This window comes from Amycolatopsis oliviviridis (genome assembly GCF_014654365.1).
GTDB classification, from domain to species: Bacteria; Actinomycetota; Actinomycetes; order Mycobacteriales; family Pseudonocardiaceae; genus Amycolatopsis; species Amycolatopsis oliviviridis.
On sequence record NZ_BNAY01000016.1, the window covers coordinates 48,017 to 68,325 of the forward strand.

The following is a 20,309-nucleotide window of genomic DNA, read 5'->3' on the forward strand; positions in this document are numbered from 1 at the left end:
AAACGTGAGTTAGGACCGACCAACACGAAGGAGGCTAGATGACCCGGACGATCCTGGTCACCGGCGGGGGCACCGGCATCGGAAGGGCCGTGGCGGCGAGGTTCGCGGCGTCCGACGCCATCGTGCACATCACCGGCAGGCGCAAGGAGGTACTGGTCTCGACGGCGGGCGAGCTGGGCTCGTCGGTGCGGCCGCTCGTCTGCGACAGCACCGATCCCGAGGAGGTGACCGCCGCGCTGGACGGCCTGGCCGGGCCGATCGACGTGCTGGTCAACAACGCCGGCGGCAACACCGACTTCGATCTCCCCGAGCAGGACGGGCTGGCCGGGGTCCTCGCGCACTGGCGGGCCAACCTGGACGCCAACCTGATCAGCGCCGTGCTGACCACCACCGCGGCCGAGGGCAAACTGGCCGAAGGCGGATCGGTGATCCACATCGGGTCCATCGCCGCCGACCAGGGCGCCGGATCGTACGGCGCGGCCAAGGCCGGGCTCGCGTCGTGGAACGTCGACCTGGCCAAGCGGCTCGGCGCCCGCAAGATCACCGCGAACGTGGTTTCGCCGGGCTACATCCGCGAGACCGAGTTCTTCCGGGACAAGCTTCCCGCCGAGCGGGCCGAGCAGCTGATCGAGGCGACCAGCACCGGCCGCGCCGGGGTCCCCGCCGACATCGCCGAAACGGTGTACTTCCTCGCTTCCACCGGCGCGCGCCACATCACCGGGCAGACCTTCGGGGTCAACGGCGGCGCCCACCCGACCAGGTAAAGGACGAAAATGGTTGCCGTCGCGGACACCGCGCCCTCGACCGTGCCGGGTCCTCGTGACTGGGCGGGGATCGGGGTGGTCCTGCTGGCCACGTTCATGGGCCAGATCGACATGTTCATCGTGAACGTGGCCAGCCCGCCCATCCAAGCGGATCTGGGCGCGAGCTTCGGCCAGATGCAGTTCGTCATCGACGGCTACGTGATCGCCTACGCGGCGGGAATGGTGACCGGCGGGAAGCTCGGCGACCGGTTCGGCCGCAAGAAGGTGTTCCAGTACGGCGTCGCGGCGTTCACCGTCGCCTCGTTGCTGTGCGCGCTGTGCCCGACGGCGAATCTCCTGATCGCGGCACGAGTCGTGCAGGGCGCCGCGGCCGCCGTCCTGATGCCCCAGGTGCTGTCGATCATCCAGGGCACCTTCGCCCGTCATCAGGACCGGCAGCGCGCTATCGGCGCCTACGGGTCGGTGATCGGGCTCGGAGTCGTCGCCGGGCTGATCGGCGGCGGGCTGCTCCTGAACGTGGACGTCGCCGGGCTGGAGTGGCGGACGATCTTCCTGATCAACGTGCCGATCGGCCTGCTCATCCTGCTGGCCGCGCCGTCGACGGTCCGGGAGAGCCGGAGCGAGACCACCGCGCCGCTGGACATGGTGGGGACGGTGCTCACCGCGTCCGTGCTGCCCATCCTGCTGATCCCGTTGTCGCTCGGCCCGGAACACGGCTGGCCGCCGTGGATCTGGCTCTGTTTCGCCGCCGCCGCGCTGCTGACGGCCTGCCTGTTCCGCTACGAGAACAGGCTCGCCGCGCGCGGCGGGGATCCGCTGCTGCCCGCCCGCGTCCTGCGCGGGCGCGGGTTCCCGGCCAGCATGGCGACGGTGACGGTGTTCTTCGCCGGCAACGCGGGCTACTTCCTGGTGCTGACCTACTACCTCCAGTCCGCGTTGCGCCTGGACCCGCTGGCCACCGGTGTGGTGTTCGTGCCCCTGGGCGTCGGGTTCGCGGTGGCCTCGGTGGCCGGACGCCGGCTCGCCGAACGCTTCGGAACCCGCGTGCTGATCACCGGCGCGCTCCTGATGTTCGTGAGCTTCCTGCCGATGCCGTTCATCGTGCAGGCGGGCACCGGCACCCAGGCCGTCGCGCTCGCGGCGACCATCGGGCTGTCCGGGATCGGGCAGGGACTGGTGGTCTCACCGCTGGTCGGCATCGCCATGGCCCAGGTGCCGCCGGACCTGACCGGGGCGGGTTCCGGGGTGCTGAACACCGTCACGCAGGCCGCGATGGCCGTCGGGATCGCGGGGATCGGCACGGTCTACCGCGCCGCGCTGGGCCGCAATCCACAGGACACGGTGTCGATCCCCGCGAGCGATTTCGGTGACGCGTTCGTCGTCACCTGCGGGGTGCTCGCGGCGCTCGCCGTGGCGACGGCGGTGCTGAGCTGGGTGCTCGGCCGATCGAGGACGACGACAGAGGCGGGAGCCGGACTGTGACGACGAGGAAACACCGACCTGTCGAACTCGACGGCGAAAGCCTGGACCTCGCCGGTGTCCGGCGGATCGCCGAGCACCGGGCGCCGTGCACGGTGGCCCCGGACGCGCTGGCCGCCGTCGAGAGCAACCGGAAGTCGTTCGAGGAAATGGTGGCCAGGGGCGTTCCCGTCTACGGCGTCACCACCGGATACGGCGAACTGGTGCACCATCCGGTCGGGGCGGGCGACGAGGTGGCCCTGCAGACGAACCTCGTCCGCAGCCACAGCGCCGGGGTCGGCCCGCTGTTCGCCGGGGACGAGGTCCGGGCGATGATCGCGGCCCGGCTCAACGCGCTCGCCAAAGGCTATTCGGCCGTGCGCCCGGTCGTCCTCGACCGGCTGGCCGCGTACCTGAACCTGGACATCATCCCGGCCGTGCCGGAGATCGGGTCGCTGGGCGCCAGCGGGGACCTCGCGCCGCTCTCCCACGTCGCCTGCACCCTGATCGGCGAGGGTTACGTCCTCGAAGGCGGCGAGCGGACACCGACCGGGCCGGTCCTCGAACGGCACGGGATCGTGCCACTGGACTTGCGGGCCAAGGAAGGTCTCGCGCTGATCAACGGCACGTCGGCGATGACCGGACTCGGTGCTCTGGTGGTCGGCCGGGCGCTCGACCAGGTGCGGCAGGCCGAGATCATCTCCGCGCTGGTCGTGGAGGTGCTGCGCGGCTCGACGAGCCCGTTCCTCGCCGTCGGGCACGAGCGGGCCCGGCCCCACCGGGGTCAGATCGACACCGCGGCGAACCTGCGCCTGCTGCTGAAAGGCAGCGAGCTCGCCGTCGACCACGCCGAACTCTCCCGGCAGGCCCGCGACGGAGACGGCGAGGTGTACCTGCAGAAGGCGTACACCCTGCGCGCGGTGCCGCAGGTGCTCGGCGCCGTCCGCGACACCCTCCGGCAAGCCGAAGCCACCCTGGAGATCGAACTCAACTCCGCCAACGACAATCCCCTCTACTTCGGCGATTCCGGCGAAGAAGAGCTCTTCCACGGCGCGAATTTCCACGGCCAGCCGATCGCGTTCGCGATGGACCACTGCACGATCGCGCTCACCCAGCTCGGCGTGTTCTCCGAACGGCGCACGCATCGGCTGCTGAACCGGCATCTCAACGACGGGCTGCCCGAGTTCCTCATCGCGAACGATCCCGGCCTGCACAGCGGGCTCGCCGGAGCGCAGTACCCGGCGAGCGCGCTGGTCGCGGAGAACCGGACCATCGGCCCCGCCAGCACCCAGAGCGTGCCCGCCAACGCCGACAACCAGGACGTGGTCAGCATGGGCCTGATCGGGGCGAGAAACGCCCGCCGCGTACTGGCGAACAACAACTGGATCCTGGCGGTGGAACTGCTCGCCGCCGCGCAAGCCGTCGACGTGTCGGGCCGGTACCCGCGCCTCGGCCCGCTCGGCCGGATCACCCACGACCAGGTGCGGGCGACGGTCCCGGCGCTGGACCGGGACCGGTGCCTGAGCGACGACATCGGGGCACTGGCCGCCGCGCTCTCCCGCGGGGACTTCCTCGACGCGGTCGTCCGCCACGAAACCGGGCTGCGGTGACGGTCGTTCCCGGTCCGCTCCGGCTCGGAAAGGGGTCTCGGTGACGCACGACGATGTCCTGCCCACGCGTGTTCTGGGGGACGGCGGACCCGCCGTGTCCGCACTCGGCCTCGGGTGCTTCGGGATGAGCCAGGCCTACGGCGCCGCGGACGACACCGAGTCGATCGCGACCGTCCACCGCGCGCTCGACCTCGGCTGTACCTTCTTCGACACCGCGGAGGTCTACGGACCGTTCGACAACGAGGAACTGCTCGGCGCCGCCTTGCGCCACCGGCGCGACGAGGCGTTCATCTCCACGAAGTTCGGCTGGGAGTACGCCCCCGACGGCACCCGCGGCAGGCTGAACAGCAGGCCGGGCCACATCCGCCGGACCGTCGACGCGATGCTCTTCCGGCTGCGCACCGATCACATCGATCTGCTGTCGCAGCACCGGGTCGACCCCGCCGTCCCGATCGAAGACGTGGCCGACGCCGTCGGCGGGCTGATCACCGCGGGCAAGATCCGCTACTTCGGCCTCTCCGAAGCCGGGACGGCCACGATCCGCCGCGCGCACGCGGTCACCCCCGTGACCGCCCTGCAGACCGAGTACGCCCTGTGGGAGCGCCACATCGAGGCCGAGATCCTCCCGCTCCTGCGCGAATCGGGCATCGGCCTGGTCGCCTATTCCCCGCTGGGCCGCGGTTTCCTGACCGGAAACGCCAAACCGGCCGAAGAGTACGCCGCCAACGACTACCGCAGGAGGGATCCTCGCTTCCAGGGCGAGAACTTCTGCGCGAACTCCGCCGCCGTCGACGTGGTCGGCGTCATCGCCCGCCGGATCGGCGCGAGTGTCGCGCAGGTGTGCCTGGCGTGGCTCCTGGCCAAAGGCGACGACATCGTGCCGATCCCGGGCACCAAACGCCGTCGCACGCTCGAAGAAAACCTCCGGGCCGTCTCTCTGCGGCTCGGCACCGAGGACATGGCACTGCTCGACGCGGCGGTGCCGGCGGGCATCACGAAGGGCAAGCGGTACCCGGAAGACGCCATGTACATGAACGGTCTCTGATCCGCGCGCCTCCGGTCAGAGAACGAGTCCGGGGCCTGCGAGGTAACGGCGGCGCACTTCGAAGTGCGACCGGTCGGTGAGGTCTGTGCTGTCGACGTACTGATCGATCGCGCCGACCGGGGGCAGAGCCCGCACGGCCGCGTCACTGATCGTCGCGACCAGGGCGTCGGTGAACCGGTAGGCGTCCAGCACCAGGAAGGGCCGGTCGTGGAAGTAGCGGACCGTCCCGTCGATCGGCTCGGTGAGACCGAGATCGTTGTGCAGCCGGGCGGCGATCTCATAGGCGGGCGAAAGGTGCTGCTCCCGTTCCTGCCAGCCTCGTGCGGACAGCGCGCCGGACAGATACGGAGTCAGCGCCCGGGCGCAGGGCAGCGCGGCGAAGGCGGTGCCCAGCCACTTGCTGTAGGGCGGGTACACCCGGTTCATCAGCAGGCACAGCTTCATCAGGTCGCGAACCTGCCGCGCGGCTACCACCGCGGAGCCCAGGTCATCGCCGACTTCGCCGCAGCGCCCGACGAACGGTTCCTCCTGTGACAAGCGCATCCACTGGCACGCCAGGACGTAGCGCCAGACGTCGTCCGGGTACCAGGCAAGCAGCTTCCGGTAAGGCTCCAGCAGACCCAGCCCGTCGTGGAAGACCATGCCACCGGTCAGCTCACGCAACACCTGCGTCGGAACCGCCAGCCAGGCGGGGATCGACAGACCGTCGGCCGGGTCTGCGCCGAGATGCCAGGTGAAGAAATCCCGCAGGCCGGTGACGTGCACCCAGTGCCGGGCCGGTGTGTCCGGCGGGAAGGCGAAGCGGACCGGGTAGCCACGGAATTCGACCGGCAGCTCCCGATCGAGCAGGGCGTCCAGGTCGTCGCGGCGGGCCAGGAAATCCGCGCCGCCGAGGAACAATTGCATCCGCGGCCCCCAGGCGTGATCGGTGGAGCGCACGGTGTCGAAGCCTTGCACCTCCGAACCCCAGCCGATCAACGCCGCCGAGTACGGGATCCCGTCCAGCGCCCTGTCCAAGATCGGAGCGACGACCTCGGTGTAGAACCGTGCGGCCAGCTCAAGACCGGGCAGGAATGATCGCGTCACGCCCGCCACCCTGGCAGGAGCGCACCGTGGACGGCCAGTCGATTATTCAGAGCGGTCGAGGTAGGGGTGGTCGGGCAAGGTGATCCAGGCGGGCTCGTCGATCTCCTTGACCTCGACCTTGACCGGACGCCAGGTCGCGGGCGCGACACCGGGAATATGGCGGACGACTTCGTCGAACAGCCCGTCCGACGCGATCACCGCCAGCACCCCGGGCGACGCCGCGAGCGCGTCCTTCAACGGAGAAGCGTCACACAGCCGGAACGTCTTGGTCAGCGACGATGAGGTGACCCCGTACGCGTCGTAACCGACTTCCCCGGCGTGCAGCGCGATCCGCAACCTGATCTGCTGCGTCTCCGGGTGCTGGTCGTTGTGCACCCGCAGCTGCGTCACCAACTTCGGCAGTACGGCCTCGACGAACGCCGCCTTGTCCACCTCGCCCGGAACGAGAACCAGCATCCCGTCTCCGCGATCCTCCTGGTAGCAGGCTCCCCACGCGGTCCCCGACGCCGCGATCGCCGTCTCCATGATCTTGTAGAGCCCGGCACGTACCGCCTCCTGATCCGGTCTCGTCCGGCGTCGTTCCCCGAATCCCTCCACGTCGACCACCAAGATCAAGTGATGTCGTGGACCTCGCTTCGTCTCCTTCGCCCTGCCGAACAGTCCGGCACGAGGGTGGCGCCGGAAACGATGCTTCCCAGGCGACTCGCTCTTCCGGGGGAACAAGCCCTTGATCCACCACGCAAAGTCGCAATTACCCAGATGCCGGAAGATGTACTCGGTGGCCATCTGGGTCTTGACAGAGGGAAGTTCGGCCGTCTCACGCATTTTGGACTCGCAGTCTTTGTGGATGCCTGCTCAGATTCAGACACGGTTACGACAGGGCCTGGGTCTTGTACCGCTTTCCGCAGCCGGTCAGCCCGGAAAGCGCGCATCAGCACACTTTCCAGTTCCACATCGGCCGAGAACTCGACGATGAGCACCGGATCCGGCGTGTCGTTCGGGTCGGCGATGGCGTCTCGGAGGTGACCGAGAAGCGGAATCCGGCCACCGAAATGAGTGGCGGCCACCCGGACGACCTTGGCCGTTTCCGACCGTCGCGCGCCATCGAGTAGCTCTTCCCGGACTGCCTCGGGAAAGCGAAGGCCCACCTGTGACCCAAGTGGACTTCACTTCCTTGAGTCCGGGAGCGTACATGATTCCCGAAAAAAGTAATTCGAGGAGGTGCTCCAGTCTCGCTTCCGGTACGAACTCTTGTCCTACCAACTTCACCACGTCGAGACGAACCGGCACCGCCGCGAGCTGCGCCAAGCGTAGCGCCGGCGACGACACCACTCTGCGGAATCTGTGCACTCTTTCGGCGGGTGACGAAGTTACCGGCGAGTCGCCGGAATCGGACTGGAAAATCCGTTCCGTCGGCGTCGTTTGTCGTTTCGCCGGTCATCAGTGCAGCCCACCGGCCCAGCGCCTGCGGCCGCAGTTCGAGCACCGGTACTGGCACGACACGGGCAGGGCACCACCGAGCCGGGTTCGAGCCAGGCGTCCGCGAGGTCGCACACCCACCGACCGTTGGAGGCCAACACGTTCGGAACCCTCAGCCGCGCCTTGTGCGGGCTCATACCGCACAGGCCCCACAGCCGTTGCAGAAGCAGGTGCACGATGCTGACCGGCATCTTCCTGGTCGTTGCCCGTCGTGGATTCCAACAAGCGGACCTGAATGGCACGGAAAGCACCCATTTGCCGGAGCAATTCGACAACCACGGACACTCTCGGGCACTGCAAGGCCACCGACGGGCCGTTGTCGAGAACGAGCGTCAGATCCAACCAGCGCTCTTTCCTCGATCGGGTGACAGGCCACCACCACCCGACCTACGCGGCCCGGACGGCGTCGAGCAGCCTGTCCGTCGGCAGACCGCCTTCCGCCTTGCTCCGCTCGGCGAACTCGTCGTCCTCGAAGATCGACAACAGATCGTTGGGCACGTCCGTCTCGGACTTGTCCAGCTCGTCGACCAGCAGCTTCATCGTCCCCGGATTGCCCGTCACCAGCAATGGCCGCCGCAATACAGCGCGGCATTCACCATGGGACTCGAGCGTCACGCTTGAGACGCTGAGTGTCCCGAGCGTCACGCTCGGGACATCCCCGCATCAGGGGGCGGAGTCAGCAGTCGTCGGGCAGCCGGTCGAGGACCCGTTCGAGCGCGGGTCCGATGACGTCGAGCTCGGAGTCGGTGAGCGCGCCGATGAAGTACCGGCGGACGGCGGCGACGTGTGCGGGAGCGGCGGCGACGATGGCCGTCCGGCCTTCGTCGGTGAGCCGGACCATCGACCCGCGCGCGTCCTCGTCGCACTCCTCACGGACGACGAGGCCGCGCTTCTCCATCCGGATGACCTGGTGGGAGATCCGGCTGCGCTCCCAGCTGACCATCCGGCCGAGGTCACGCGCCCGCAGTACCCCGCCGGGCGCCTCCGACAGCGGCACCAACAGCGTGTACTCCGCGGCGGACAGCCCCGCATCCTGGACCAGCTGACGCTCCAGCACCGCGGTCAGCCGCGGCAGCACGCCGATCATCCCGCGCCACGCGCGCGCCTCCCGGTCGTCGAGCCAGCGTGCCTCACCCATTGGCGGAGCCTACCAGCGATGTTGACGCGTCACCAAAACTCGCGTAGATGTGGATGCGTCAACAAAAGCAGGGTGGTCGTCATGCCGTGCACGCGACAAAGGGAGAGCTTCGGATGTTGTGAAAGTGGCTTTCACAACACCGCCCTGCCGCCAGCCCGCAGTGAGCCGAGGTGGTCACCACGCGGACCGCAGAACCCGAGGCGAAGGGGGCCTTCCACTCGTGCGATATGGGGATAGTCCCCTTCGCCGCGCAATAGCTGCACCGTAGCCCTCGAACGAGAGAAGGATGCGAAAACCGATGACCGATCCCGCGACGACGAGCTGGCCGAGCCTGAAGGTCTCGGACTGGACCCCCACCCGCGAGACCCTGCACATGTGGACCCAGATCGTGGGCAAGATCCGCATGGCCCACGCTCCCCTGATCAACCACTGGTGGCAGGTGACGCTGTATGTCAGCCCGCGCGGGCTGACGACGTCGGCGATCCCGTACCGCGCGGGGGCCTTCGAGATCGAGTTCGACTTCGTCGGCCACCGGCTGGAGGTCCGCAGCAGCGACGGCGGCGCCCGGGGCTTCCCGCTCCGGCCGATGCCGGTCGCCGAGTTCTACACGCGAGTCCTGGACCTGCTCGGCCAGCTCGGGATCGAGGCGGAGATCCGGCCGCGCCCCAACGAAGTCGAGCCGGCGATCCCGTTCGCCGAGGACCACACCCACGCCTCCTACGACGGCGAGGCGGCCGCCCTGTTCTGGCGGCAGCTGCTGCAGGCGAACCGGGTGATCGGCGAGTTCCGGTCACATTTCGTCGGCAAGGTCAGTCCCGTGCATTTCTTCTGGGGAGCCATGGATCTCGCCTGCACCCGCTTCTCCGGGCGGACGGCACCGCCGCATCCCGGCGGAGCGCCCAACTGCGGGGACTGGGTCATGGTCGAGGGCTACTCCCGGGAGTTGTCCAGCTGCGGGTTCTGGCCCGGTGGCGGAGAGGAAGGCGCCTTCTACTCTTACGCCTATCCCGCACCCGAGGGTTTCGCCGAGCAGCCGATCGGCCCCGAAGGCGCGTACTACAGCGCCGAATTCCAGCAGTTCCTCCTGCCCTACGAGGCCGCCCGCACCGCACCGGATCCCGACCGCGCCGTCGCCGAATTCCTCCACACCACCTACGAGGCCGCCGCGAACCTCGGGCGCTGGGACCGCTCCGCGCTGGAAGACGATCCCTTCCGGTGGCACGGAACCACGTAACGCGCGCTATGAAAGGTCCTTTCCTTGCAAATTTGGCAAGGAAAGGACCTTTCATAGCGTTCACGCGAGTGACGAACCCGGATCGCCGAGCCGGAGCCCCTCTTCGAGCAGCGCCTCGACGATCCCCGATTCCGGCACGGTCCGCACCACCTTGCCGCGGACGAAGATCTGCCCCTTGCCGTTGCCGGACGAGACGCCGAGATCGGCCTCCCGTGCCTCTCCGGGTCCGTTGACGACACAGCCCATGACGGCCACCCGCAGCGGATGGGGAAACCCTTCGAACGCGGCGGCGACTCGCTCCGTGAGCCGGTACACGTCCACCTGCGCCCGGCCGCACGACGGGCACGAGACGATCTCCAGCTGCCGGGGCCGGAGGCCGAGCGACGCCAGGATCTGATTGCCCACCTTCACTTCCTCGACCGGTGGCGCGGAGAGCGAAACCCTGATGGTGTCGCCGATCCCTTCGGCGAGCAGGATGGCGAACGCGGTCGCCGACTTGACCGTGCCCTGCAACGCCGGTCCCGCCTCGGTCACCCCGAGGTGCAGCGGGTAGTCGCATTGATCGGCGAGGAGACGGTAGGCGTCGACCGTGACGAGCGGGTCGTGGTGCTTGACCGAGATCTTGAGGTCGCGGAAGCCGTACTCCTCGAACAGCGAGCACTCCCACAGCGCCGACTCCACCAGCGCTTCCGGGGTCGCCTTGCCGTATTTCGCCAGGAGTCCCGGATGGAGTGAACCCGCGTTGACGCCGATACGGATCGGCACCCCGGCGGTACCGGCGGCGTCGGCGATCTCCCGTACCTTGTCGTCGAACCGTTTGATGTTGCCGGGATTCACCCGCACGGCACCGCAACCCGCGTCGATCGCGGCGAAGACGTAGCGGGGCTGGAAGTGGATGTCGGCGACGACCGGAATCGGCGACTTGGCCGCGATCACGGGCAGCGCGTCCGCGTCGTCCTGGCTGGGCACGGCGACCCGGACGATCTGACAGCCCGCCGCGGTCAGCTCCGCGATCTGCCGCAGCGTCGCCTCCGTGTCCGCGGTGGGTGTGGTCGTCATGGACTGCACGGAGACCGGCGCGTCTCCCCCGACGCGCACCGCCCTGGCGCCCCTGCCGATCGTGATCTGGCGGGCCGTCCGCCGGGGAACTCCGCTCACCGGGCCACCTCCTCGGACGCGAGGGCCCGCAGCACCGCGCCGGTGATGCCGTCCGCGTCGAGACCGTGTTCGCGCAGCAGGTCGGCGCGGGTCCCGTGGGCGAGAAACAGCGGTGGCATACCGAGACTTCGCACCGGCGGCGGCGCGGGGTAGACGTCCAGCGCCTGCCGCAGATGCGTGCCGACCCCGCCGGTCACCAGGTTGTCCTCGACGGTGACCACCAGCGGATGCCGTAAAGCGAGCTTCGTGAGCTCGGCGGGCACCGGCAACACCCAGCGGGGATCGACGACGGTGACCCCCACCCCTCGGCCGTCCAGCCGCTCGGCGGCTTCGAGACAAGGTGCCGCCAGCGGGCCGACGGCGACGACGAGCACATCGTCCGCCGAGCCGGACCGGAGCACGTCGATCGGTCCGATCCGTTGGCGCGCCTGGATGTCCTGGGACGCGGTCGTCTTGGGAAAGCGGACCGCGGTGGGACCGTCCGTCACCGAGACCGCGTCCCGTAGCAAGGCGCGCAAGGTGGCCGGATCCCTCGGTGCCGCCACCCGCAGGCCCGGCACCAGCCCCAGCACCGACAGATCCCAGACTCCGTGGTGGCTCGGACCGTCCGGGCCGGTGACGCCCGCCCTGTCGAGCACGAAGGTGACCGGAAGGCGATGCAGCGCGACGTCCATCAGCAACTGGTCGACAGCGCGATTGAGGAACGTCGAGTAGATGGCGACCACCGGATGCAGGCCACCCATGGCGAGGCCGGCGGCCCTGGTCACCGCGTGCTGCTCGGCGATGCCGACGTCGAACGCGCGGCCGGGGAACGCGCGCGCGAAGTCGGCCAGCCCGGTCGGCGTGATCATCGCGGCGCTGAGGCAGACGAGGTCCGGGCGCTCCGCGCCGAGCGTCCGGATCTCGTGCGCGAACACCGAGGTCCAGGTTCTGCCCTGGCCGGCGGCGGGCAGCCCGGTCCTCCGGTTCAGCGCCCCGACGGTGTGCATGTGGTCGACGTCGTCCGCCTCGGCGGGCGGATATCCCTTTCCCTTGACGGTCACCACATGCACCAGCGCCGGTCTGTCCATAGTGGACGCCTGCCGGAACGCGTGCTCGATCTCGGCGACATCGTGCCCGTCCACCGGCCCGAAATAGGCGAAACCCAGGTTCGTGAAGACGTTCGCGCCCGCCGCGTGTCCGCGCAGGTCCCGCAGGTGCGTGCTGATCGAGCCGACGGTCGGCGCGTAGGAACGGCCGTTGTCGTTCAGCACCACCACCATCGGGCGGGCCGCCGCGCCGATGGTGTTGATCGCCTCCCAGCTCATCCCGCCGGTGAGCGCCCCGTCGCCGATCACCACGACCACCCGCCGATCGGCCTGGCCGCGCAACGTGAACGCGGTGGTGAGGCCGTCCGCGTAGGACAACGCGGTGGACGCGTGCGAATTCTCCACGACGTCCGTCTCCGACTCGCCGCGTGCCGGATAGCCGGAGAGCCCGCCCGCCTTGCGGAGACGGCCGAAGCGCGACAGCCTGCCGGTGAGCAACTTGTGCGGGTAGCACTGATGGCCGACGTCGAACACGATCCGGTCCCGCCCGGGATCGAAGACCCGGTGCAGCGCGATGGTCAGCTCGACGACGCCGAGGTTGGACCCGAGGTGGCCGCCGGTCGCGCAGACCGTTTCCAGCAGTACTTCCCGGATTTCCCGGGCCAGCGCGTCGAGCTGCCCTTTGCCCATGCGGGCGAGCCCCTGCCGCCGGACGACCGAGTTCAGCAGCCGCGGCGTGCCGGACGCGGTGGCGGTCATGACTTGCTCTTCGGCAAGGCGAACCGGATGGTCTCCGTCGCGACGCGATGCTCGGTGACCGTCACGTGGCCGAGCCCGCGCAGCGCGTCGACGACCCCGTCGACGAGATGCGGCGGCGCCGAGGCGCCCGCCGTCAGCCCGACTCGGCCGGCGTCCGCGAGCCAGCCGAGTTCGAGGTCGGTCGCGTCGTCGATCAGGTGGGCCGGAGTGGCCGCGGCCTCGGCGAGTTCCACGAGCCGCAGCGAGTTCGACGAGTTCGGCGAGCCGACCACCAGCACCAGGTCGACGTCTCCGGCCAGACCACGCAACGCCTCCTGCCGGTTGGTCGACGCGTAGCAGATGTCGTCCGACGGCGGCGCCGCCAGCGCGGGAAAGCGTTGCCGCAGCGCGGTGACGACCCCGGCGGTCTCGTCGGAGGCGAGGGTGGTCTGCGTGAGATAAGAGACCCTGGCGGGGTCGGGGACGTCGAGTGTTTCTACCTCGGCGGCGTTCTCGACGAGCAGGATCTCACCGGGGGCCTCGCCGAGCGTGCCGTCGACCTCCTCGTGCCCGCCGTGGCCGATCAGCACCACCGTGTCGCCCCGCCGGACGAACCGCCGTGCCTCGGCGTGCACCTTGGCCACCAGCGGACAGGTCGCGTCGATCACGTCCAGTCCCCTCGCGGCGGCTTCGGCCCGCACCGCGGGGGAAACACCGTGCGCGGAGAACACCACGGTCGCCCCGTCCGGCACCTCGTCGAGTTCGTCGACGAAGACCGCGCCCAGCCGTTCCAGATCGGCGACCACGGTCGCGTTGTGCACGATCTGCTTGCGCACGTACAGCGGAGAGCCACGCTGTTCGAGGGCGCGTTCGACGATCTCGATCGCCCGTTCCACCCCGGCGCAGAACGACCGGGGCGCCGCGAGGCACACCACGCGTTCCCGCCTCGCACGGGCCAGCTCGATCGCCGTCCGGTCGCATATGTCGAGAGCGGCCCGGTCCCCGGGTGCCGCGGCCACCCCCGTCCAGCCGGTCCATCGGTTGGCCCGCAGCACGACGGGGACGCCGCCCGGATGCCTGCCCACCTTGACGGTCGCGCAGCGGACGGCGTTCCCCCGCCGTCGGAGCGTGCCCGCGATGACGGGTGCCGCGGCGCAATAAGTAGCCCTCCGCCCCGAGATGATCGCGTCGGGCACCACGATGTCCCCTGGCGCGAGCGAGTCCAGCAGCGCGGTGGCGTTCGGCGTGGGCCGGGATCGGTTGCTCACTGTGCCCTCCCGAGGTTCAGTGGTCGCGGACGGCGGCGAGCCGGGCCAGTGCCGCGAGGTTCGCCGCCGTGGCGGGTTCGAGGTGCGCCTCTTCGAGACAGGACAACGCGGACCCGACGTGCCGAGCGGCCTCGTCCCGCGCCCAGGCACGCCCGCCGGCCAGCTCGATCAGGGTGAGCGCCCGCAGCACCTCGGCCCCGCCCCAGCGCTCCGGTTTCCGGTACAGCTCGGCCAGTTCGGCCGCGGCCGCGGTACCGCTCGTCAGCGCGGCCACGACGGGCAGGCTCTTCTTCCGCGCCCACAGATCCGCCTGGTCCGGTTTGCCGGTCACGGTGGCTTCGCCCCAGATCCCCAGCAGGTCGTCGGCCAGCTGGAAGGCCAGGCCGAGATGGGTCCCGAAGATCCGCAGGCACCGCACCTGGTCCGGCTCGCCGTCGCCGAGCAGCGCGCCCAGCTCGCAAGCGCAGGCCGTCAGGGCGCCGGTCTTGCGGCTCGCCATCTCGACGCATTCGGCCAGCCCGACGTCGTCGCGGGTCTCGAAGGACAGGTCGGCGGCCTGCCCTTCGATGAGCTGCTGGACCGATTCGTGCAACACCGCGACCGCGCTCGTGGGGACGGGGAGCTCGGTCCGCGCGAGCACCTGTGCGGCGAGGGCGAGCAGCGCGTCCCCGGCGAGGATCGCGACGGGCACCCCGAAGACCTTCCAGACCGTCTTCCGGTGCCGTCGCAGGACATCCCGGTCGATCACGTCGTCGTGGATCAGCGAAAAGTTGTGCACCAGCTCCACCGCGACCGCCGCCCGCACGGTCGCCTGGTCGGCCATGACCACCGGTGTGGTCCCGTTGACCGCCGCCGACGCGAGGAACACCAGCGCCGGCCGCAGGGACTTGCCCATGGCCCGCGAGGTGGCCACGGGCCTGCCGTCCGGTTCACACCAGCCGAAGTGATATCCGCTGACCAGCCGCATCGCGCCGGGCAACGCGTCGACCGTGTCCCGCAGCGCGGGCCGGATGCGCTCGCTCGCGGCGTAGAGGACGGCCGTGGCCTCGCTTTCTCGCACCACCGAGGTGTTCATGAGGCTCCCATCGAGTGCTCAGGTGGCTTCGGGGCCGCTCAGGCCAGGACGGTGGGCAGCTTCGCCAGGCCGCGCAGGGAGAAGTTGCCGCGCCAGCGGGCCGGGCCCGCCGGTTCGAGTGAGCGGGTGCGGTCGATCAGCCGCCGGACCGCGACCGACATCTCCAGCCTGGCCAGTGCGGCGCCGAGGCAGAAATGGGTGCCCTGGCTGAAGCCGAGATGCCGGATCCCGCTCCGCGTCAGGTCGAACCGGTCGGGATCGGGGAAGACCGCCGGATCCCGGTTGGCTGCACCGAGCAGGGACATCAGCTTGGTGCCCGCCGGCACGGGCTCCTCACCGATCGTGGTGTCCGTCAACGCGGTGCGGACGACGGTCTGCCCCGGTGTGTCGTACCGCAGGAACTCTTCGACGGCGTTCGCCGTCAGCGACGGGTCCGAGTAGAGGAGGTCGAGCTGCCCGGGATGCGTCAGCAGCGCGTGGCTCCCGAGCGCGATGAGGCTCGCGGTCGATTCGTGCCCGGCGACCAGGAACATGATGCAGGTCGAGGACACCTCCGCCGACGAGAGCGCGCCGCCGTCGGCCTGGACGAGGACGGAGACGAGGTCCTCGCGCGGATGGCGCCGCCGTCGCTTCGCCAGCTCGTGGAAATAGGCCGCCGCGTCGAGCATCGCCCGCGCGCGGCGTGCGACCTCCTCCTGGGACAGCAGGAAGTCCGGGTCCATGCCGAGCGCGATCGCGTGCGACCACTCGGGGAACGGCGCGCGGTCCTCCGGCGGGACGCCGAGCAGCTCGCAGATGATCCGGAAAGGCAAGGGATAGGCGAAGGTCTCGACGAGATCCACCTCACCGGCGGCAACGATGTCATCGAGCAGGGCGTCGGCGTGCTCGACGACGCGACGCCGGAGCCGGGTCACCGCGCGGCCGGTGAAGGCCGGGGCGACGAGCCGCCGCAACCTCGTGTGCTGCGGCGGGTTCTGCGTCATGAAGGAACTGACCGACCGTCCGCTGGCACGGTCGGTCAGCAGGCCGTCGCGGTCCTGCTCGACGAGCAACGCGCGAGTGCGCAGCGCGCGTGGCTCGCGATACCCGAACCGCTGGTCGCACAGCACCGTGGAGATGTCCGCGTACCGGCTGAGAACCCAGGTCCCGTCCGGGCCGCGGAAGAACGGCGCCTCCTCGCGCAGCCGGTGGAACACGGGATACGGGTCGACGCGGGACGACGGATCGAACAGAGCGGCGCCGAGTTCGTCGGCAGGTGAGCGGGCCTCCTCGAGGCCGGTCATGTCCGATCACCTCCGGTGCCGGTCAGTGAACCGATGTGTGCCGCCGACGTGCCGAGACCGGTGGGCCAGGGCACCATCCGCCACGACACCGGCTCCGGTGCCGTCTCCGTGCCGCCGGTGGCGTACCTGCTCGGCACCACCAGGAGATGCGCCTCGAGTTCGGCGGCGATCACCGTCCGGAACGCGTCGACGACGCCTCGAACCTGCTGCCGGTCCTCGGGCAGGCCGTCGGCCACGGCGCGTTCGAAGTTCCCGAGCTGGGCGGTGGCCAGGCTGTTGGCGAGCTCGATGGCCTGGGCGACGTCGCCACCGAGGAACCGGCGCATGATCTGCACGCCGTTGTTGATGCCGCCGTCTTCCGTTTCCACCTCGCGGGAGAAGGAGACGATGTCGTTGAACAGCACGCGCCAATCCAGGATCGACTCGACCAGTGTCCGGATCAGTTCGCGGGCGGTCTTCCCGGCAGGCAGGGAAAGCCCTTGCGCGTAGAAGAGCAGGGCCATGACGATCTCGAGGCCGCACCCGCGGCGCATCTCGGTGTGGTCGACCGGATCGGGGAAACGCTTCTGAACGACGTTGAGGATCTTCCACAAGCTGCCGTCGCACGCTCTCGTGACGCTCGCGGAGAACCAGCGCCGCCAGTCCACCGTCATCGACGGCGCGATGCGTGGCCACAGGTCGGCGATGCCGCGCTCGAGCGGACTGGTCGGCGAGGGAAGGTCGCCCGGCCTGCCGACGGGCACGAACTTCGCCAGCCTGTCGGACATCGCCTTGGCCCCCGCGAGATCCCGGCGACGTTCGAAGACGTCCATCAGATCACCGAGGAAATAAACGGCCGTGATCCATTTCGCGGCCAGTTCGAACCGGTCTTCCGGTGCCTCCGGGAACATCAGCGCGGCGTACCGCACGGGATTGGCCGACTCGAAGCCCGCCTCGTCCCACTCCGGTACACCCGAGCCCAGCATCCCCATTTCGGCGGCCCAATCCCGCACGTGGGCGTACGCGGTGCCGAGGTGCGGGTTCCGGCCTCCGGTGTAGGGCATGAAGAAGTCGGGAAGCTCCACCTGCCCCGCCTCCGGATCCGGCAGTACCGTTCCCGGAGGCGGGGCGACCGCCGCCACCCTGCGGATGACCCCCAGCCGGGCCAGGGTGGCGGGGTCCCCAGTGGATGGCTCTGAGGCGTCGGCCGCGCCGGTTTCGTTGTAGCGGCCCGTGGTCTTCGCCCATTCGAAGTCACCCGCCATGCCCGCGGCCAGCCCCTGGAGATAGGCGAGGACGTCCAGGCACACGTCCGGTGTCAGGCCGAGGTCCGCGAACAGCAGCGGGAGCTCGACCAGGGCGGTGTTCTCGAACTGCTGCATCCGGGAGGTCGCCAGCTCGTTGACCAGGTCGGCCGCCCGCTGCGGGGTGCAGCCGAGGAACTCCTCGACGACCATGACCCCGTTCTTCTCTCCGGCGAGTTTTTCCTTCTCGTAGGAGAAGATGTCGTTCCGCAGGTGGATACCGTCGGCGAACGTGTCCTTCAGCACCCGCAGCGCACGGGAGCTTTCGACCGCGTGCGGCAGCTCGATACCCACCGCGTGTTCGGCCAGGATCGCGGTCCACAGCGCGCCACCGGTCTCGCGCCGGAGCTGGACGTAGCTGATCGGATCCGGCACGACGTCCACGCGCGCGTTGGCGACCTCGCGCAGCGGTTCTTCCAGCATGTTCCCGGTCAACCCGGCGAACCGGGCCGACCACTCCGGGGACATCGTCGAGATCGTCCGGGGCCAAAGGTCGGCGAGACCGGCCTCCACCGGGTTGCCGGGCGACGGTGGCGCCTCGCCCGGCGTGCTCGGCATGTAGCGCAGGAGCGCGTCGACGTGCTCCCGCGCGCCTGCCAGGTCGCCCGTGTGCTGGTAGGCCCGCAGGAACCGGTCGTCGTAGTAGAAGATCCAGGTGTGCCACTCGGTCAGCAGATCCAGCTCCGGCCCCGGGGCGTCGGGGTACTGCAACGCACCGAACAGGGCGAAGTCCATCTCGTCGAACTTCCGCTCGTCCCACACGTCCGCCGTGTCCGGCGCTTCCCGCGCGGGCAGGATCCCGACCTCGACCGCCCAGGCCTTCACGTTGGCCCGCGCGGAGTCCACGTGCGGATTGCACCGGGCCGGATAGGGCACGTACATTCCCGGCCGTTCGAAGGAAGCCATCGTCTGCCATCTCCCGGATCGCTGGAGGGGTTTTCAGCCGGCGGAAGGCGCCACACTCACGTTTTCCAGCATGCCGACCGCGTCGGGAACGAGAACGGCGACCGAGTAGTAGGCGGACACCAGGTACGAGATGATCGCCTGGTCGCTGATGCCCATGAACCGCACCGACACACTGGGCTGGTATTCGTCCGGGATTCCGGCTTGATGCAGTCCGACGACGCCCTGATTCTCCTCACCGGTGCGCAACGCGAGAATGTGTGAAGTCTCGTTCGCGCCGATTTTTATCTTGTTGCACGACAGGAGCGGAACGCCGCGCCAGGCGATCGTCCTGCCGTCGCCGACCTCGGCCGAGTCGGGATAGATGCCCACCCGGGTGCATTCGCGGCCGAACGCCGCGATGGTGCGCGGATGGGCGAGCAGGTATTGGGTGTTCCTTCGCCGGGAAAGCAACTCGTCGAGGTCGTCCGGAGTCGGCGGTCCGGTGCGTGCCTGAACACGTTGTTCGTAGGCGGTGTTGTGCAGCAGACCGAATTCCTTGTTGTTGATCATCTCGTTTTCCTGGCGCTCGCGGAGCGCCTCGACGGTCAACCGCAGTTGTTCCTCGGTCTGGTTCATCGGGTCGTTGAACAGGTCGGCCACCCTGGTGTGCACCCGGAGCACGGTCTGGGCGACGCTGAGCTGGTACTCGCGCGGGGCGAGTTCGTAGTCCACGAACGTCCCGGCCAGCTCGGGTTCGCCGTCATGCCCGGACGAGAGGGCGATGTCGGCCTCGCCACGCCTGTTCTGCGGCAGGGCGAGGTTGTCCCGGTACCGTTCGCTGTGCGCCCGCAGGGACTCGGACCGCTCGGCGACCTGCTCGAAATCCTGTCTGGTCGCGATGAGCGCCGTGGTCGCGGTGAGCGCCCGGACCGTGAACGGCCACTCGTCCTGGTCGGCGTCGAGCGTCTGATAGCTGATGTGGTCACCGTCGGCCAGGACGTCGAGCACGACGGGATCGCCGTATGGGCCGGTGGCGGTCTGCTGGAGTTTCCCGTGTGCGATCAGGATGATCCGGTCGGCCGGTTGCCCCTGCTCGAACAGGGTGTCGCCCGCGGCGAACTCCTGCTGACCGAACCGGCCCGCCAGCTCGTCGAGAGCCTCGGCGTCGTCGAAACCGCGCAGTGCGGCCATCTCCCCCAGTTCCGCGGGGACGACCCGGACGTCGGCGCCGGATTGGACGAAGGCGATCTTCCCGTCGCCCGCCGTATAGGTCAGCCGGCGGTTCACCCGGTACGTGCCGCCGCCGACCTGCACCCAGGGCAGGATCTTGAGCAGCCAGCGCGACGAAATCGCCTGCATCTGCGGCGGTGTCTTGGTGGTTGTGGCCAGGTTCCGCGCGGCAGCCGTGCTCAAGCTCAACTGCCCATTCGGGGACTGCCCGCTCTCCGCGGCACTCGGCTCGGCAATCTCAGTTGACATGAATAGCTTCTTTTCTGTCGCCGGTTCTGGAAAGGGGAACTGAAAGCACATTTCGACGGCGCGCAATTTTTTGGGCGCGCGATCACACAGGAGACCATGCGATTTGACGCACGACATCGACCATCTCGATGCGCGTCGATTTGTGACGTTTCAACACCGTAGTCGGACGCCTCGAACGCTGTCAACGACGGTCCCCACATTCTGCGATCACACAAATTGATCACTCTATCGGAGTAGGAGGATCACAATTCGTCCATTTGGCGGGAACAGGCGATAATTGGTTGAAACAAGTTTCGAT

General features: G+C 69.1%; 16 protein-coding genes. 5 read left to right on the forward strand and 11 right to left on the reverse strand.

Translation table 11 applies throughout. The annotated features are described in order from the left end of the window. Nucleotides 1–38 precede the first annotated feature (38 nt). From IE302_RS41035 to IE302_RS41050, 4 genes are read left to right on the forward strand one after another with little or no spacing between them, the layout of a single operon-like run. Nucleotides 39–764: an SDR family NAD(P)-dependent oxidoreductase gene (locus tag IE302_RS41035; protein WP_191259863.1), complete on the forward strand. Its 726-nt coding sequence runs from the start codon at nt 39–41 to the stop codon at nt 762–764. A gap of 9 nt (nt 765–773) precedes the next feature. Further along, nucleotides 774–2,246: an MFS transporter gene (locus IE302_RS41040; protein WP_229908300.1), complete on the forward strand. Its 1,473-nt coding sequence runs from the start codon at nt 774–776 to the stop codon at nt 2,244–2,246. Next, a complete protein-coding gene (cmdF, locus tag IE302_RS41045; RefSeq protein ID WP_191259864.1) occupies nt 2,243–3,832 on the forward strand; it encodes a tyrosine 2,3-aminomutase in 1,590 nt (529 codons plus the stop codon). Before IE302_RS41040 ends, cmdF begins: the two co-directional genes overlap by 4 nt. A 40-nt stretch (nt 3,833–3,872) precedes the next feature. After that, entirely contained in the window at nt 3,873–4,877 is a 1,005-nt protein-coding gene (locus IE302_RS41050; RefSeq protein ID WP_191259865.1) for an aldo/keto reductase, read from the forward strand. Nucleotides 4,878–4,892: 15 nt separating this feature from the next. Here IE302_RS41050 and IE302_RS41055 read toward each other — a convergent pair whose 3' ends face one another. The 4 genes from IE302_RS41055 to IE302_RS41075 all read right to left on the reverse strand — a co-directional run bounded on the left by IE302_RS41055 (nt 4,893) and on the right by IE302_RS41075 (nt 8,580). Then, nucleotides 4,893–5,963 (reverse strand): DUF4037 domain-containing protein, encoded by a 1,071-nt coding sequence (locus IE302_RS41055; RefSeq protein WP_191259866.1) that lies wholly within the window; start codon nt 5,961–5,963, stop codon nt 4,893–4,895. Between the two features lie 42 nt (nt 5,964–6,005). Next, the gene (locus IE302_RS41060; RefSeq protein WP_191259867.1) at nt 6,006–6,569 is read right to left on the reverse strand and encodes a nucleotidyl cyclase domain-containing protein; all 564 of its coding nucleotides are present in this window, start codon (nt 6,567–6,569) and stop codon (nt 6,006–6,008) included. 1,260 nt (nt 6,570–7,829) lie between these two features. Continuing rightward, nucleotides 7,830–8,057, reverse strand: a complete 228-nt coding sequence (locus IE302_RS41070) for a hypothetical protein (RefSeq protein ID WP_191259942.1) — start codon at nt 8,055–8,057, stop codon at nt 7,830–7,832. A gap of 61 nt (nt 8,058–8,118) precedes the next feature. Then, nucleotides 8,119–8,580: a MarR family winged helix-turn-helix transcriptional regulator gene (locus IE302_RS41075; RefSeq protein WP_191259868.1), complete on the reverse strand. Its 462-nt coding sequence runs from the start codon at nt 8,578–8,580 to the stop codon at nt 8,119–8,121. Nucleotides 8,581–8,878: 298 nt separating this feature from the next. On the opposite strand from IE302_RS41075, the gene IE302_RS41080 reads away from it, so the two are divergent. After that, complete coding sequence (locus IE302_RS41080; RefSeq protein ID WP_191259869.1) at nt 8,879–9,814, forward strand: DUF5996 family protein; 936 nt, start codon at nt 8,879–8,881, stop codon at nt 9,812–9,814. Between the two features lie 60 nt (nt 9,815–9,874). Here IE302_RS41080 and ispG read toward each other — a convergent pair whose 3' ends face one another. From ispG to IE302_RS41115, 7 genes are read right to left on the reverse strand one after another with little or no spacing between them, the layout of a single operon-like run. Further along, complete coding sequence (gene ispG, locus IE302_RS41085; RefSeq protein WP_191259870.1) at nt 9,875–10,972, reverse strand: flavodoxin-dependent (E)-4-hydroxy-3-methylbut-2-enyl-diphosphate synthase; 1,098 nt, start codon at nt 10,970–10,972, stop codon at nt 9,875–9,877. Continuing rightward, nucleotides 10,969–12,759: a 1-deoxy-D-xylulose-5-phosphate synthase gene (locus tag IE302_RS41090; protein WP_191259871.1), complete on the reverse strand. Its 1,791-nt coding sequence runs from the start codon at nt 12,757–12,759 to the stop codon at nt 10,969–10,971. The genes ispG and IE302_RS41090 overlap by 4 nt, the downstream gene beginning before the upstream one ends. Continuing rightward, the gene (gene ispH / locus IE302_RS41095; protein WP_191259872.1) at nt 12,756–14,006 is read right to left on the reverse strand and encodes a 4-hydroxy-3-methylbut-2-enyl diphosphate reductase; all 1,251 of its coding nucleotides are present in this window, start codon (nt 14,004–14,006) and stop codon (nt 12,756–12,758) included. The genes IE302_RS41090 and ispH overlap by 4 nt, the downstream gene beginning before the upstream one ends. Before the next feature lie 16 nt (nt 14,007–14,022). Further along, complete coding sequence (locus tag IE302_RS41100; RefSeq protein ID WP_191259873.1) at nt 14,023–15,081, reverse strand: polyprenyl synthetase family protein; 1,059 nt, start codon at nt 15,079–15,081, stop codon at nt 14,023–14,025. A gap of 38 nt (nt 15,082–15,119) precedes the next feature. Beyond that, nucleotides 15,120–16,364 (reverse strand): cytochrome P450, encoded by a 1,245-nt coding sequence (locus IE302_RS41105; RefSeq protein WP_191259874.1) that lies wholly within the window; start codon nt 16,362–16,364, stop codon nt 15,120–15,122. After that, nucleotides 16,361–18,553 (reverse strand): terpene synthase family protein, encoded by a 2,193-nt coding sequence (locus tag IE302_RS41110; protein WP_191259875.1) that lies wholly within the window; start codon nt 18,551–18,553, stop codon nt 16,361–16,363. The genes IE302_RS41105 and IE302_RS41110 overlap by 4 nt, the downstream gene beginning before the upstream one ends. A gap of 33 nt (nt 18,554–18,586) precedes the next feature. Then, nucleotides 18,587–20,011: a family 2B encapsulin nanocompartment shell protein gene (locus IE302_RS41115; RefSeq protein ID WP_191259876.1), complete on the reverse strand. Its 1,425-nt coding sequence runs from the start codon at nt 20,009–20,011 to the stop codon at nt 18,587–18,589. Between the last annotated feature and the right edge of the window lie 298 nt (nt 20,012–20,309).